The sequence below is a fragment of the Streptomyces kurssanovii genome (genome assembly GCF_040677245.1).
Lineage (GTDB): Bacteria > Actinomycetota > Actinomycetes > Streptomycetales > Streptomycetaceae > Streptomyces > Streptomyces kurssanovii.
Map to the genome: position 1 here is coordinate 280872 of NZ_JBFAQK010000002.1, position 15487 is coordinate 296358.

Annotated in this window: 14 protein-coding genes; 13 read left to right on the plus strand and 1 reads right to left on the minus strand. The window is 71.5% G+C overall.

Annotated features, from left to right (window positions below):
• Window positions 1-25: 25 nt before the first annotated feature.
• From AB0K36_RS03320 to AB0K36_RS03340, 4 genes are all read left to right on the plus strand, one after another.
• Window positions 26-1375 carry an SGNH/GDSL hydrolase family protein gene (locus tag AB0K36_RS03320; RefSeq protein WP_364587523.1) on the plus strand — a complete coding sequence of 450 codons (1350 nt, stop codon included), beginning with the start codon at window positions 26-28 and terminating at the stop codon, window positions 1373-1375.
• An 804-nt stretch (window positions 1376-2179) separates the two neighbouring features.
• The gene (locus AB0K36_RS03330; RefSeq protein WP_364587526.1) at window positions 2180-3721 is read left to right on the plus strand and encodes an alanine/glycine:cation symporter family protein; all 1542 of its coding nucleotides are present in this window, start codon (window positions 2180-2182) and stop codon (window positions 3719-3721) included.
• 278 nt (window positions 3722-3999) lie between these two features.
• Window positions 4000-5373 carry a TrkH family potassium uptake protein gene (locus AB0K36_RS03335; protein ID WP_364587529.1) on the plus strand — a complete coding sequence of 458 codons (1374 nt, stop codon included), beginning with the start codon at window positions 4000-4002 and terminating at the stop codon, window positions 5371-5373.
• Window positions 5366-6085 carry a potassium channel family protein gene (locus AB0K36_RS03340; RefSeq protein ID WP_364587531.1) on the plus strand — a complete coding sequence of 240 codons (720 nt, stop codon included), beginning with the start codon at window positions 5366-5368 and terminating at the stop codon, window positions 6083-6085. Before AB0K36_RS03335 ends, AB0K36_RS03340 begins: the two co-directional genes overlap by 8 nt.
• Window positions 6086-6173: 88 nt before the next feature.
• Here AB0K36_RS03340 and AB0K36_RS03345 read toward each other — a convergent pair whose 3' ends face one another.
• Complete coding sequence (locus AB0K36_RS03345) at window positions 6174-7142, minus strand: helix-turn-helix transcriptional regulator (RefSeq protein WP_364587534.1); 969 nt, start codon at window positions 7140-7142, stop codon at window positions 6174-6176.
• A 209-nt stretch (window positions 7143-7351) separates the two neighbouring features.
• Here AB0K36_RS03345 and AB0K36_RS03350 point away from each other — a divergent pair, with 209 nt between their 5' ends.
• The 9 genes from AB0K36_RS03350 (at window position 7352) to AB0K36_RS03390 (ending at window position 15363) form a co-directional block, all read left to right on the plus strand.
• Window positions 7352-7495, plus strand: a complete 144-nt coding sequence (locus AB0K36_RS03350) for a hypothetical protein (RefSeq protein ID WP_364587537.1) — start codon at window positions 7352-7354, stop codon at window positions 7493-7495.
• Between the two features lie 175 nt (window positions 7496-7670).
• Window positions 7671-7859, plus strand: a complete 189-nt coding sequence (locus AB0K36_RS03355) for a lysine biosynthesis protein LysW (protein ID WP_364587540.1) — start codon at window positions 7671-7673, stop codon at window positions 7857-7859.
• On the plus strand, window positions 7856-8725 hold the full coding sequence (locus tag AB0K36_RS03360; protein ID WP_189470896.1) for a RimK family alpha-L-glutamate ligase: 870 nt from the start codon (window positions 7856-7858) through the stop codon (window positions 8723-8725). Before AB0K36_RS03355 ends, AB0K36_RS03360 begins: the two co-directional genes overlap by 4 nt.
• Before the next feature lie 14 nt (window positions 8726-8739).
• The gene (locus AB0K36_RS03365; RefSeq protein ID WP_364587543.1) at window positions 8740-9387 is read left to right on the plus strand and encodes a PLP-dependent aminotransferase family protein; all 648 of its coding nucleotides are present in this window, start codon (window positions 8740-8742) and stop codon (window positions 9385-9387) included.
• Window positions 9384-10703 (plus strand): DegT/DnrJ/EryC1/StrS aminotransferase family protein, encoded by a 1320-nt coding sequence (locus AB0K36_RS03370; protein ID WP_364587546.1) that lies wholly within the window; start codon window positions 9384-9386, stop codon window positions 10701-10703. Before AB0K36_RS03365 ends, AB0K36_RS03370 begins: the two co-directional genes overlap by 4 nt.
• Window positions 10696-11757 carry an N-acetyl-gamma-glutamyl-phosphate reductase gene (argC, locus tag AB0K36_RS03375; RefSeq protein ID WP_364587549.1) on the plus strand — a complete coding sequence of 354 codons (1062 nt, stop codon included), beginning with the start codon at window positions 10696-10698 and terminating at the stop codon, window positions 11755-11757. The genes AB0K36_RS03370 and argC overlap by 8 nt, the downstream gene beginning before the upstream one ends.
• A complete protein-coding gene (locus AB0K36_RS03380) occupies window positions 11754-13604 on the plus strand; it encodes a M20/M25/M40 family metallo-hydrolase (protein ID WP_364587552.1) in 1851 nt (616 codons plus the stop codon). Before argC ends, AB0K36_RS03380 begins: the two co-directional genes overlap by 4 nt.
• Entirely contained in the window at window positions 13604-14419 is an 816-nt protein-coding gene (locus AB0K36_RS03385) for a thiamine pyrophosphate-binding protein (protein ID WP_364587555.1), read from the plus strand. The genes AB0K36_RS03380 and AB0K36_RS03385 overlap by 1 nt, the downstream gene beginning before the upstream one ends.
• Window positions 14416-15363, plus strand: a complete 948-nt coding sequence (locus AB0K36_RS03390) for a transketolase family protein (protein ID WP_364587558.1) — start codon at window positions 14416-14418, stop codon at window positions 15361-15363. Before AB0K36_RS03385 ends, AB0K36_RS03390 begins: the two co-directional genes overlap by 4 nt.
• The last annotated feature ends 124 nt before the right edge of the window (window positions 15364-15487 follow it).

Genomic DNA, 15487 nt, shown 5'->3' on the forward strand with positions numbered 1-15487 from the left:
CCGACGACGCACCTGGAGGCAGTGAATGACCGCACGACCGAAGTGGTCCCCCGTCCGGGGCCGCGCACGAAGAGCCGGCCGTCACCTGGTGGGCGTGCTCGCCGGCGCCCTGCTCCTGGCCTTGGTGCCGGGCACCTCCGCCGTGGCCGGCGCCCAGGCCTCGCCGGACGGGCCCGCCGCCGGCGGGGCGTGGACGGGCACCTGGTCGACGACACCCACAGCGGTGCCGGCCTCGGACGCCACCGCGTTCGAGAACCAGACGATCCGGCAGACCGTCCGCACGAGCATCGGCGGTGACCGGATACGCGTCCGGTTGTCCAACGAGTTCGGCGACCGGCCGCTGGTGATCGGCGAGGCGCGGGTCGCCCGCCGGGCCGCCGGCGGACCGGCCTCGCGAATCGAACCGAGCAGCGACCGGCCGCTCACCTTCGGCGGCCGGACGTCCGTGACGATCCCCGCGGGCGCGCCGGCGGTCAGCGATCCGATCCCGCTCCGGGTGCCCTCGGGATCCGACCTCGTGGTCAGCATCCACCTGCCGGAGCGGACCCCGGGCTCGACCGTCCACGCGTTCGCCTTCCAGCACAACCACGTCGCCTCCGGCAACGTCACCGGGCGGACCGACATCGACGCCACCGCCACCGTCGACCGCTGGTACTTCCTGACCGGTGTGAGCGTGAGCAGCGGCCGGCCGGGCCGCTCCTCGGCCGTCGTCGCGTTCGGCGACTCCATCACCGACGGCTCCGACACCGACGTGAACGCCAACCACCGCTGGCCCGACTTCCTGGCCCGGCGCCTGGACGCCGCCCCCGGGCCGTACACCGCCGGTGTGCTCAACCAGGGCATCAGCGGCAACCGTCTCCTCCACGACCCGAACCCGCCGGCCGGGTCCGACGCGGAGAACTTCGCGGCGTACTTCGGACAGAGCGCGCTGCGGCGCTTCGACCGCGACGTCGCCGCGCAGCCCGGGGCCCGGCACGTCATCGTGCTCCTCGGTGTGAACGACCTCGGCCACCCCGGCACGGTCGCGCCCGCGTCGGAGAAGGTCTCCGCGGCGGACATCATCGACGGGCACCGCCAGATCATCGCCCGTGCGCACGAACGCGGCCTGAAGGTCCACGGCGGCACGATCCTGCCGTTCAAGGACGACACGTTCGGCTTCTACAGCCCCGAGAACGAGGCCGCCCGCCAGGCCGTCAACCACTGGATCCGCACCGGCGGCGAGTACGACGCGGTCATCGACTTCGACAAGGCGCTGCGCGACCCGGCCGACCCGCAACGACTCCTCGCCCGCTACGACAGCGGCGACCACCTGCACCCGGGCGACGCCGGGGCCGAGGCGATGGCCGCGGCGGTACCGCTCCACCTCCTGCGCTGACCAGGTACCGGGCCCGGGGCGCGTCCGCCCGTGCCCGGCACTTCGCCCCACGGGGGACGGCCCGGACAGCGAGCCGATCCAGCAGTACGAGCGCCCTCACGGACGCGGACCTGACCTCCGCCGTACTCGTCGGAGCAAACAGGGACGGGGCGGTCATGACGGGCACCCGGCTGGACGGTGCGCGCCGCGGTTCCCTGTGACTCTGGGGCCCCCGACGGGCGGCGCGTCGCCACGCACCGTGATCATCGCCCATCCCTACGGGTGAGACACGGCCGGGTCGGGCAGGAGGTCGCAACGCATGCTCCCAGCAGGCGGGGTGCGCTTTCATTGCCGGGTTCCGGCAGTCTTCGCGCCTCTTCGGTGCCACCTGCCCGGGTGTCCCCCGGGCATATCCCGTGGTACAAGCTCCGCAGGTCCCGGTGTGTCCGGTACGACGGATCGGCTGCCCCGTCCCGTGCCGGTGTCACTTGCGCATTTGTAAGTGTCCGTTACACGGTTCTTCGCTTCCGGATAACGATCCAGTCACCATGCCTGGGGCTTTACAGGTTACTTACCGTTATGTGGCCTGGGTCACCCGGGATCTCGTGGCGGGCGTGGTAGACATGCGCAACTCCGTCGGCGGCCCCGCTCGGCCGCGGCGCGGAGTGCCGGCTCCGGGCCGGCAGCAAGACCAGGGTGATCACGGTCCGAGTCCGCGGACCGCTCGCCCCGGGTCGCCGATCGGACAACGGCGTTCGCTCAAAGCCCGCACATCGACCGGCGCACACCCCTCCGCGCCGGTCCTGCGCCATCGAGGTAGCCAACGTGTCACTCGACTCCATGACCAAATCCGTCGACGAAGCAGTCAGCGGATTCTTCGAGCCCATAGCCACATGGCTGGGTGAGGTCGTCTTCTACGCCGTCCCCGTGGGCGGGACCGACCTGCCGCTCATCGTCGCCTGGCTGGTGGTGGCCGGTCTGGTCTTCACCGGATGGTTCGGCTTCGTCCAGCTCCGCAAGTTCCGGCTCGCCATCGACGTGGTCAGAGGGAAGTACGACGAGAAGGGGTCGGCCGGTGAGGTCAACCACTTCCAGGCGCTGACCGCTGCCGTCTCCGGCACCGTCGGGCTCGGCAACATCGCCGGTGTCGCCGTCGCCGTCTCCATCGGTGGCCCCGGTGCCACGTTCTGGATGATCCTCTGCGGTCTGCTCGGCATGGCCACCAAGTTCGTCGAGGTCACGCTCGGCGTGAAGTACCGAGAGGTGCACGCCGACGGCACCGTCTCGGGCGGGCCGATGCACTACCTGCCCAAGGGCCTGGCCGACCGGTTCGGCAAGAACGGCAAGACCCTCGGCAAGGTCCTCGCCGTGCTCGCGTCGATCATGGTCCTCTTCTTCGGTCTCTTCGGCGGAAACCTCTTCCAGGTCAACCAGTCCTACGCCCAGCTCGTGTCCGTCACCGGCGGCGAGAGCGGCATGATGGGCTCCTCGGCCGGCGCCCTGTTCTTCGGCATCCTGATCGCCGCGCTCGTCGGCATCGTCCTGCTCGGCGGCATCCGCTCCATCGCCTCGGTCACCAGCCGCCTCGTGCCCGCCATGGCCGGCATCTACATCGTGGCCTGCCTGGTCGTCATCCTGGTCAACGTCTCCGCCGTGCCGTCCGCTGTCGGCACGATCATCGAGGGCGCCTTCAACCCCGAGGGCGTCGCGGGCGGTGTGCTCGGTGCGCTGATCGTCGGCTTCAAGCGGGCCGCGTTCTCCAACGAGGCCGGTCTCGGCTCCGCGCCGATCGCCCACTCCGCGGTGAAGACCAAGCACCCCGCCAGCGAAGGCCTGGTCGCCCTGCTGGAGCCGTTCATCGACACCGTGGTCATCTGCACCATGACCGCGCTGACCATCGTCGTGGCCAACCCGGCCAGCTGGGGCGAGGCCCGCGCCAGTGGCGGAGATTCCATCGGCGGCGTGACCATCACGTCGGACGCGTTCGCCACGGTGCTGCCCTGGTTCCCGTACATCCTCACGATCGCGGTCATGCTCTTCGCCATCTCGACCGTGCTCACCTGGGGCTACTACGGCCTCAAGGCGTGGACGTACCTCTTCGGCCGCAGCAAGGCCAGCGAGACGATCTACAAGGTGGTCTACACCCTGTTCGCCGTGGCCGGTTCGCTGCTCACCCTGCAGACGCTGATCGACATGGCAGACGCGGTGCTGTTCATGCTCGCCGTCATCAACATCATCGGCCTCTACCTGCTGGCGCCGGTCGTCAAGCGGGAACTCAACTCCTTCCTGGAGTTCGTCCGGGCCCGCAAGGCCGGCGAGATCCCGGAGGACGGCGACGAGGCGGAGTCGGTGAAGGCCTCCGTCTGACCGCGCGACACCGCACCGCTCCCGCCTGCGCGGGAACGGGGCCGGCCAAGGGCCCGTACACACCGAGCATCCGGTGTGTACGGGCCCTTGCCCGTGCCCCGCACCGGCGTGGATCCGGCGTACGGGGCACGGCTCGCCGGGGCGCCCGGACGCTCACGTACCGAGCCTCCCGCCGCGGGTAGGGTGACCGCCGCCGGGCGACCGGCCCGGCGTGCCGCGCAACCGGCCGCAGCGCGCGGCGCAAGAGCGTGGCAGGGACGCGCGAAAGGGTGACCGCCGTGGCAGGACGGGCGACACGGTTGTGGCACTCGCTGTCGACCGTCCATCCCGCCCGCACGGTCGTCGCGGCGTTCGCGGGGGTGATCCTGCTCGGGACGGCGCTGCTCTCACTGCCGCTGTCCTCGGAGCAGAGCGGCGCCACCGGGTTCGTGACCTCCGTCTTCACGGCGACCGCGGCCGTGTGCGTCACCGGGCTCACGGTGGTCGACACCGGCACCTACTGGAGCGGATTCGGTGAGGGAGTCATCCTCGCCCTGATCCAGGTCGGCGGCTTCGGCATCATGACGATGGCCTCCCTGCTGGCGCTGCTGATCTCCGGGAAGTTGCGGCTGCGCATGCAGCTGACGGCCCAGGCGGAGACCAAGAGCCTCGGCATCGGGGACGTGCGCCGCGTGCTGATCGGCGTCGCGGGCATCACCGCCGCCGTCGAGCTGGCGGTCGGCGCCGTACTCGCCCTGCGCTTTCGCTTCGGATACGGCGAATCCGTCGGCGAAGCGGTGTACCTCGGCTTCTTCCACGCGGTGGCCGCCTTCAACAACGGGGGCTTCAGCCTCCACGCCGACAGCCTCACCCGCTACGCGGAGGACCCGTGGGTGACCCTTCCGATCGCGGCGGCCGTCATCCTCGGCGGCATCGGTTTCCCCGTGCTGCTGGAACTGCTCCGCCACCGTGAGCGGCGCCGCAGGACAGGACGCCGCGGCTGGTCGCTGCACACCAGGCTGACGCTGATGACCACGGCCGTCCTGCTGCTGACAGGGACTGTGCTCACCTGCCTGCTCGAGTGGGCCAACCCGCGCACACTCGGCTCCTTCGACTGGGACGAGAAGCTTCTGAACGGCTTCTTCCACTCCGCCATGACCCGCTCCGCCGGCTTCAGCACCCTCGACATCGGCGCGATGGAGGCCTCCACGCTGTTGATGACCTGTGCGCTGATGTTCATCGGAGGCGGCAGCGCGGGCACGGCGGGCGGCATCAAGGTCACCACCTTCGCCGTGCTGGGTGTCGCGATCCTGGCCGAAGTGCGGGGCGAGCCCAGCTCCGGGATCCTCGGGCGGCGGCTGGCGCCGCACGTCCTGCGCCAGGCGCTGACCGTGGCGCTGCTCGGCGTGGGGCTGGTGATGGCGGCCGCGCTCGTCCTGCTCACCCTCGTCGAGGCGCGCGTCGAGGCCGTGCTGTTCGAGGTGGTGTCCGCTTTCGGGACCGTCGGACTGTCCACCGGGATCACCGCGGACCTTCCCGTCTCCGGACAACTCGTGGTCGCCCTGCTCATGTTCGTCGGCCGGCTGGGGCCGGTCACCCTGGTGTCGGCACTGGCCCTGCGCGAGCGGACCCGCCGCTACCAGCTACCCGAGGAGCGACCTGTCATTGGGTAAGTACCTGAACCCCCTTCGCCGTCGCAGCCGCAAGGGACACGACGACCGCCGCCCCGAACCGAGCGACCAGCGGGTCGCCGTGATCGGGCTGGGCCGGTTCGGCAGCTCCCTGGCGCACGAACTGACCAGGCGCGGCTGGGACGTTCTCGGCATCGACACCGACGCCACGCTCGTCCAGCGCCACAGCGACGCGCTCACGCACTCCGCCGTCGCCGACTGCACCGACCCCGAGGTGCTCGAGCAGCTCGGCGTGCACGAGTTCACCAGTGCGGTCGTCGGCATCGGGACCGACATCGAGGCGAGCATCCTGATCACCTCCAACCTGCTCGACGCGGGGGTGCCCAACATCTGGGCCAAGGCGATCAGCCGCCAGCACGGCCAGATCCTGGAACGGCTCGGGGCCCATCATGTCGTGCTGCCCGAGCACGACATGGGGGAGCGGGTGGCGCACCTGGTGACCGGCCGGATGCTCGACTTCATCCAGTTCGACGACGACTACGCCCTGGTGAAGACCGTCGCACCGGACATCGCCACCGGTGTCCCGCTCGGCGAGAGCGCGGTCCGCTCCAAGTACGGCGTGACGGTGGTCGGCATCAAACGGCCTGGCCAGGACTTCACGTACGCCACCGCGGAGACGGTCGTCGAGTCCGGCGACGTCATCGTCGTCACCGGCAAGACCCGCGCGGTGGAGGCGTTCGCCGCGCTCGGCTGACTCGGGCGGCCGCCGACGAGCCCTCCGCGCAGGGTCGTCGGCGTGCCCTCCCCGCAGGGGCGTCGGCGTGCCCCAGTATCCGCCGTGGTCAGTCGTGCCGGGAGTCGTGCCGACCGGTGCCGCAGCGGCAGTCCGGGCTCGGGGACCCGTCCAGCAGACCGCTCTGGGCGGTCAGATACGCGAGCTGGGCCCGGCTCTTGCTGCCCAGCGCGTCCGACACCTTCTTCAGATGGGTCGCCACGGTACGGACGCTCATCCCGAGCCGGGCGGCGATGGCGGCGTCGGTGTAGCCGTCGACCATCATCCGCAGCACGCGGCGGCGCGTCTCGTCGGTGAGGATCTTCGGGCGCTGCTGGTCGGGCTCGTAGACGACCGGTTCCGCACGGTCCCAGGCGTGTTCGAAGACGGAGACGAGGAAGTGCACGATGCCGGGGTCGGTGACTCTCAGCGCGTGGTTGTGATGCTCCTTCTCCTTGTCGGGGATGAAGGCGACCGAGCGGTCCCAGATGAGCAGCCGGTCGAAGACCTCGTCGACGGTGCGCACTTCGGCCCCGGCGTTGGTGGCGGCCTTGATGTAGTCCAGCGTCGGGCCGTGCGTCCGTACCGTGTGCTGGTACAGCGTCCGCTGCCTGACGCCGCGCTTCTTCGCCTCCAACGTGTACGACAGGGACTTGGCGAGGACCTCCTCCGGACGGCCCCCACCCGGGTGCGCGGTGAGCGTCTCACGCGTGGCGGACTGCGCCTCCGCCTCCACCGCGGCGGCGATCATCGCCGCTCCGGTGAGCCGCTGGACGGCGTTGCTCCCCTCCCGCAGGCCCCGGTAGAGGCTCTCCACCTGGGACATGGAGGCGCGGAGCGTGGCCACCGTCCGCTGCTGCTCGTTGACGCGCCGCTCCAGGGGACGCACCAGCGTCGCTTCGGCGACGGCCGGCGGTACGGGCACCATGGCCTCGGGATCGTCCACCGCGGGCACCAGCAGTCCGAGATCCGGCAGGCAGCCGGGGGCCTCCGCGCGCGCGACCCGGCCGGCCACGAGGGCGGTCCGGTAGACCGCCATTCCCTCAGCACATACCTCTATATGGGCACCGCCTTCGCTTATGCCCGTTTTGCTGCACATCTGCCGCCCCCTTCGACTTTCTGCACTGCATGATCATGACCCCTGTCACTACTTCCGGCAATGTCCTTCCCAGGGCAGTCTCTTCATGTGGACAGCGGCACGCGAACAGCTGACCACTAACCGTCCAGGGGGGACAAGAAATGAAGTACGTGACGCGTTCAGGTAAGTATTTCGCAGCGTGCATGATCGCCGCCGCCGCGTTGATCGCCTTCTCCGTCGCTCCGGCCGATGCCGACCGGGCCGCGGTCGCCGGAACCGGAACGTCGGGCCCGCAGGACCCGGGCTGGGTCTGACCCACCAGGCACGCCTGCCCCACCAGGCACGCCTTCACCGGGCACCTTCAGCACACCTTCACCACCCGAACCGCCGTGCGGCGGAGCGGAGCCCGCGGCACGCGGGCCCCGCTCCGCGGGACTCCCGTGCCGCCGGCCGTATCAGCATGCCGATTTACAGAAGGAGTTTCGAAAAATGACCACCGCCATTGCGGCTCCGAAATGCCTCGTGTGCGACACGGAATTCGAGGTCCAGGAAGCCTGGGAAAAGGGCGAGATCACCGAGTGCGCGGCCTGCGGCCAGGAGCACGAGGTCGTGGAGAAGTCCGACGCCGGCGCGCGGCTGGACCTCGCCCCCGAGGTGGAAGAGGACTGGGGCGAGTGACCTCCGCCGACCAGGTCCTGCTCTCGGTCACGATGCTGCGCCCCGACGAGAAGCTCCTTCTCGGCGCACTGCGTGACGAGGGTCTGACGGCACGGCCGTTGCTCGTGAAGGATCTGGCCGAGGTCGTGGCGGGCCGCACCGGCCCGCCCGGTCTCGTCCTCATCAGGAACCTGTCCCACCGCGAGGCGATCAGCGTCTCCCGACGGCTCGAGCACGCCGGAGCCACCACCCTCAACCGGTCGGCGACCATCGAGACCTGCAACGACAAGGGACTTCAGGCGCTGCTCTTCGAGCGCCACGGCGTCCCCCACCCCGTCACCCGGCACGCCTTCAGCTACGAGCAGGTGCACGCGAGCGTCGCCGAACTCGGCCTGCCCGCCGTGGTGAAGCCCGTGAGCGGGTCCTGGGGGCGCGGTGTCACCAAGATGGCCAACGCGGAGTGTGTGGAGGCCTGGGCCGGTGGCCGCGAGTCCGCCGACGCCGCGGGGAAGCTCTTCCCCGTCGTCGTACAGGAGTACATCGACAAGCCCGGCCACGACCTGCGCGTCGTGGTCGTCGGACGCACCCCCGTGGTGGCGATCCAGCGAGTCTCGACCGACTGGCGCACCAATACCCATCTCGGCGCGGAGGTCCGGCGGATCGAGGTCACCACGGAGATCGAGAAGCTCTGCGGCCACGTCGTCGACATCCTCGGCCCCGGGTTCTACGGAGTGGACCTGGTCGAGGACCGGACCACCGGTGAGCTGCTCGTGCTCGAAGTGAATGCCAACCCCGAATTCGCCCGCTCCTCCGCCCAGCACGGAGTCAACGTGGCCGGCCACCTCGCCGCCTACGTCGCGGAGCAGCTCGCGGCCGCGGCCGCGTGACACGGAGACGACCCATGGAACTGTTCGACACAGCGACGGTGCTCACCCGCGTCCTCACCTCGGGCGTGGTCATGAGCATCGAGAAGAGCGACCGGGAACTGCCTGGTCTGGAAAGGCTGCTGACCAAGCAGACCGGACGCGCGAAGGCGGTCCTCCTCAACAGCCGTACGGGGGCCGTCCACGCGGCCCTCGCCGGCCAGGGCATCGGCCACGGCGACACCGTGTCGCTGCCCGAGCCGGACGCGGCCACCGAGGCGTTCCTCAACTGGCTCGGTGTCACCGTGGAGCGCGCGGGAGACGAAGAGGGCCTGCGGCCGATCGCCTACGACCATGTGGCACTGGACGCGACCAACGCCGACCGGCTGCCGGAACTGGCCGCCGGTGCGAGTGCCCCCGTGCTGGTCGTGGACCTGACCGGGCTCGGCTTCGGACCGGCCGCGGCCGTGCTGACCGACGACGCCCGCCTCTGGGCCCGCGCCGAGCGGCTGAAGATCTTCGGCGCCTACGACCTGCGCACGATGTGGACGCAGGAGGAGGCCGACGCCTCGCTGGTGCCCGGCGTCCAGTTCAACTACCGGCTGAGCCCCCTGGTGGCCGCCTGCGCACGGATGGCCCTGACCCGAGCGGCGCGTCCCGCCGCCACTTCCGGAGCACCCTCATGATCACTGACTTCCCGGCGGCACCGTTGCCGCTTCCCGACGCTGCGGACCTCGAAGCCGAACTCGCCGCCCTCGGCGGCGGAGCCATGATCCCCAAGGCCATGCGCCGCACGCTCTTCCCTGTCATCACCAAGGAAGACGTCTTCAACCTGATGCTCGCCCAGCGGCAGACACCCGAGAAGGTCGTCGCGGGCTTCGCCGAGGCCTACCGCTCCTACGTCGGCGCCCGGTACGCCCTGCCCACCGCCAGCGGCACCTCCAGCCTGCACATGGCGCTGGTGGGCGCCGGCGTGCAGCCCGGTGACGAGGTCATCGTCCCGGCGTTCACGTTCATCGCCACCGCCCAGGCCGTCGTCGCCGCCCACGCGATCCCGGTGTTCGTCGACATCGACCCGGTCACGTACTGCATGGACCCGCGGGCCGCCGCCGCCGCGATCACCGACCGGACCCGCGCGCTCATGCCGGTGCACGTCCACGGCCTGCCCGCGGACGTCCCCGCGCTGCGCGCCCTCGCCGACAGCCACGGCATCGCGCTCGTCGAGGACGCCTCGCACGCCCACTCCGCGAAGATCGGCGACCGACTGGCCGGCTCCTTCGGCGACGCCGCCGGACAGAGCCTGATGGCCGACAAGAACTTCCCCCTCGGCGGAGAGGGCGGCATCGCCTTCTTCTCGACCGAGGAGGCGTACGACCGGGCCGTCGCCTACCTCGAACGGCACGGCATCGACTACGGCATGTCGTGGGTCGCCGCGGCCTTCGGCACCAGCCAGCTCGCACGCCTGCCCTACTACGACGAGATCCGGGCCCGCAACGCGGCCCTGATCGGCGAAGCCCTGCGCGAGACCGGCCTGTTCACCCCGCCGCACGTCCCCGACGGGCATGTGCACGCGTACAACATGTACCGGATGACCCTGCACCCGGACGCCGTGGGCCTCGGCGACCTCCCGGTGCACGCCGTCAAGGAGGCGGTGCACGAACTGCTCGTCGCCGAGGGCGTCCCCGCCCGCGAGTGGCAGAACACCCCGATCCCGTGCCACCTGCCCTTCCGGCACCGGGACGGCTTCGGAGGCGGCTACCCGTTCACCCTCAACCCGGGGGCGGTACGCGACCACCGCCCGGAGGACTTCCCGGTCACCCTCGGAATGCTGGACAGCACCCTGGTCCTCTGCCGCGAGCTGCGCTCCCCGGTCGAGTACGAGCGCATCCTGCGCTACGCCGACGCCTTCCGGAAGGTCGCCCGGCGCCCGGACGCCATCCGCAAGCTCGTCGAAGAGGGCGACCACCGCCGCCCGTACGAGAAGGCGGCCCGTCTTGGCTGAGACCTCTCACGAGACGATCCGCGTCGCCGTCATCGGCGCCAGCGGTTACACCGGCGGCGAGATGATCCGGCTCCTGCTGGAGCACCCGCACGTCGAGCTCGCCTTCCTCTCCGCGGAGCGCAGCGCGGGCGCCACCATCGGCAGCGTCCATCCCTGGCTGCGCAACCACCCCAAGGCGGCCGGACTCAAGTTCCGGCCCCTGGCGCAGCTGGCGGACATCGGAACCGTCGACATCGCCTTCGGCTGCCTGCCCACCGGCGCCCTGCCCGAGCAGCTGCCGCTGATCGCCGAGCACGCCAAGCGGGTCGTGAACCTGGGCGGAGACTTCCGGCTGCGGGACAGCGCCGAGGTCCTGACGCACTATCCGCGGACCGCCGCGAATCCGCCGTCGGAGGACTTCGCCTACTACGTCCCGGAGCTCAGCGCCGGCGTCCCGGAGAGCCGGTTCATCAGCCTGCCCGGCTGCATGGCCGTCACCAGCGTCTACGCCCTCTACCCGCTGTTCGCCGAGTCGCTCGTGGACGGCCGTGTGGTCGTCGACGCCAAGACCGGCTCCACGGGCGGCGGCCGCGGCGGCAACGAGCCGCCCGCAGAGCGCAGCGGCAACTTCCGCGTGCACAAGCTGTACGGGCACCGGCACGCGCCGGAGGTCCGTCAGGCCATCGCCGACCACACCGGCGCGGCCATGGACCTGCGGTTCTCCACCCACAGCCTCGACGTGGCCCGCGGCATCATGGTCACCGCGTACACCGAACTGCGGCCCGGCGTCGCGGCGCTGGACGTCAAGCGCGCCTATGCCAAGGCGTACGTCGGCAAGCCGTTCGTGCGGGTCCGGCCGGCGCCCAAGGTGCCGCAGGACTTCCCCATGCTGAAGGCGGTCGTCGGCTCGAACGTCGCCGAGGTCGCGATCGCGGTCCGCGACGGCCAGTGCGTGGCCGTGGCCGCCCTCGACAACCTGATCAAGGGCGCCGCCGGCCAGGCCGTCCAGGCCATGAATCTGATCTTCGGCTTCGACGAGACGTCCGGCCTGCCCACCACGGCGGTGTCGCCATGACCCGGCCCCTCTATGTGATCAAGGTCGGCAGTGCGACGCTCGACCGCGAGACCATCCATAAGGAGATCGCGGACGTGGTCGCCCGCGGCGCCCGGGTGCTCCTGGTCACCGGCGGTGCCACCGGCATCGAGCGGCACTACTCGGCGATCGGCCGGCTGATGCCGCAACTGCGGCTGACAGGCGGCGACTCGGTCCGCTACTGCCCGCCCGAGGAGATGGCGCACCTGGTCGACGCCTACGAGCGGGTCACCCTGCCCGCCGTGGAGCAGGGTCTGCGGACCCTCGGCCTGAGCGTGTTCACCGCCGTCGCCGCGCGCGGCGGCCTGGTGACCGGCCGCGCCAACCGCCCCTTGAAGGCGATGTCCCCCGAGGGCCGTCCCGTCGTGGTCCGCGACCACCGCGCCGGTGTCCCCGCGGACGTCGACACCGTACGGCTGAACGCCCTGCTCGACACGTACGACGTGGTCTGCCTGTCGCCGCCGGTGGCGGGCCGGGCCGGCGAGCCGCCGCTGAACGTCGACGCCGACGTTCTCGCCGCGGTCCTCTCCAACGCCCTGCACGCCGACCATCTGCGGCTGGTCACCGGCACGCCAGGACTGCTGACCGACCCGGACGACCCCCGCTCGACGCTGTGCAACGCCTATCCGGGCGACGGCGCGCGGTACGCGGGCGGCAGGATGCGCCAGAAGGTCCGCGCCGCCGAGATCGCCCTGGAGGGCAGCGCGGACGTGGCCGTCACCGGTCCGCACACCATGACGGAGCCGGCGGGCTGGACCCGCTTCTGGCGCACCAGGGAACCCGCCGCCGACCTCGGTCTGCTCACCCGGCTGGTCTCCGTGCCCTCGGTCTCCGGCGACGAGGCCGAACTCGCCTCGTTCCTGGCCGAGTGGTGCCAGGAGCGCGGCATGCGGGCCAGGGTCGACGAGGTGGGAAACCTGGTCGCGACCCGCGGCGACGGCCCCCGGCGGCTGCTGCTCCTCGGCCACCTCGACACCGTGCCGCACCACTGGCCCGCCGAGTGGCGGGAGGACGAACTGTGGGGGCGCGGCAGCGTCGACGCCAAGGGCAGCCTGGCGAGCTTCCTGGAGGTGCTCGCGCACGCGGACATCCCGGAGGACGGGCAGCTGTGCGCGATCGGCGCGGTCGAGGAGGAGATCTCCTCCTCCAAGGGCGCCTTCCACGTACGCGACCACTACCCGGCCGACGCCGTCGTCATCGGTGAGCCCAGCGGCTCGCGGACCCTGACACTCGGCTACTTCGGCCTGTTCAAGCTCGAGGTGACCGCGTCCGTGCCCAGCGGGCACTCGGCCGGCATGGACGCGGTGTCCGCGCCGGACCACCTGATCGGGGCCCTCGGCGGGATCCGCGCCTCGGTCCTCGAGCAGGCGCCCGACGCCCTGAGCGCCGTCATCGACATCAGCTGCGCGACCGGGCGTGATCAGAACCGGGCCACCGGGATCCTCAACTTCCGGGTGCCGCCCACGGCCGACCTGGAAGCGCTGCGCACCGCCGCGCTCGGCCATGTCCGCGAAGGCGTGGAGATCGAGGTGCTGCGCGCCACCCCCGGCTACGCCGGCGGCCGTTCCGGCCCGCTGGTCAAGGCCTTCACCCGGGCCTTCGCCGATGCCGGGATCAGGCCCCGCTTCGTGGTGAAGAAGGGGACCTCCGACATGAACACGCTCGCCACCACCTGGCACGACGTGCCGATGGTGGCGTACGGGCCCGGCGACTCCTCCCTCGACCACACCGACGAGGAGCGCATCGGCGGCATGGAGTACCGCACCGCCCGCTCGCTGCTCGCCGACGCCGTCAACCGATGGTTCGCCCTGCCCGAAGGGAGCCGCTGATGACCGCCGTACTCGACCCGCCGGAGACCCTGCCCGTCCTCGACACCCTCGCCGCACGCGCCGTGGAGGCCAGACGGCTGGTCGTCGACATGGCCGCGAGCCCGCGCGGCTGCCACCTCGGCGGCAGCCTGTCCGTGCTCGACATCCTGATCGCGGCGCTGCACCGGGTCTCGGCCGGCGACGGGACGGAGGTCGTCCTGAGCAAGGGCCACGCGGCCGCCGGTCTGTACGCCGCCCTGCACGTCAGCGGCGTCCTGCCGGAGAACCCCGCCCCGCTGTACGGGATGGCGGGCGGGCCCTACACCGGGCATCCGGGCCCCAAGGTGCCCGGCGTCCGGTTCCCCACCGGGAGCCTCGGCCACGGAGTGCCGTACGCCGCCGGATGGGCGCTGTCCCGCCGGATCGCGGGCAGGCCGGGGCTCGGCATCGCGGTCGCGGGTGACGGCGAGCTCCAGGAGGGCCTGGTCTGGGAGACCTGCCAGGTCGCCGCCGCCCAGGGGCTGGGCAACTTCGTGCTCGTCGTGGACCGCAACGGCGGCCAGAACGACGGGCCGGTGGCCGACATCTCGCCGCTGCCCCACCTCGCCGACCGGTTCGCCGCCTTCGGCTTCGAGGTGGCGCAGACCGACGGGCACGATCTCGCCGCTCTCACGGGGCTGTTCGCCGCGGACCGGTCGACGGCCCGCCGGCCGCTGGCCGTCGTCGCGGACACCGTCAAGGGGAAGGGCGTGCCCGCCGTGGAGGGCAGGGCCGCCTCCCATTACGTGACCATCGACGCCGCGCGCGCCGCCAAGTGGAAGCGAGCGATCCGATGACCCTCTCCGGCCGGGACGCCTACCGGGACGAGCTCACCGCGCTCGCCGCCGACGACGACTCCATCGTGTGCCTGGAGGCCGACCTGGGCGGCAAGGGACACCCCTTCCAGGCCGCCCATCCGGAACGGTTCTTCAACCTCGGCATCGCGGAAGGCGCCATGGTCGACATGGCGGCCGGCCTCGCGGCCGGCGGCCACAAGCCGTTCGCCAGCACCTTCGCGCCGTTCGCGGCCCTGCGGGCGGCGGAGAGCCTGAAGCTGACGCTGGGCTACCTGTCCGCCGGGGTCACCGTCATGGCGCCCTACGCGGGTGTCTCCGGAGCGTGGTTCGGCACCACCCACCACTGCCTGGAGGACCTGGCGATCCTGCGCAGCGTCCCCGGCGTGACCATCGCGGCCCCTTACGGAGAGGCCGAGATGCGCGCGGTGGTCCGGGCGGCGGTGCGCTCCGGCAAGCCGCACTACATCCGTACCGGCCGCAACGCCGCGTACGACTCGATCGACTGGCCGGGCGAGCAACCACCGCTGGTCAACTGGGAGTTCCGTTCCGGACCCGAGGAGGTCTGCCTGGTGTCGGTGGGTGAGGAGGGCACCCGCCTGGCCATGGCGGCCCGGCTGGCCGCGCCCGGCCCCGCCCACGCGCACCTGGTCTACCTGGACCACGCGCACCTGACCCGGGCCGCGGCCGAACTGGCCCGCCACCACAGCCGGTTCGTCGTCGTCGAGGAGCACCGCGGCCAAGGCGGAATCGCCGAGGGCCTCGCGCTGCTGCTGCCCCACTGCGAGGTCACGTCGGTGAGCGCGGACCAGAGCTGGCCCTCCCAGGGCGGCGACCACGAGGAGGTCATGGCCGCGCTCGGCCTCGACCTGCCCGCCGTCCTCGCGGCCGTGGACAGGGCCGGGTCCGGGGCGATGACGGCTTCCGCCGGAGCCGCCGCCCGCTGAGTCGCCGCCCCTAGGTCCCCGGAAGCGCCCGCACGCCACCGCCCGACGCGCACAACGCATCCACCGCACGACGAGCACCACGCATCCACCACCCGACGCGCACCACGCATCCACCGCATCCCCG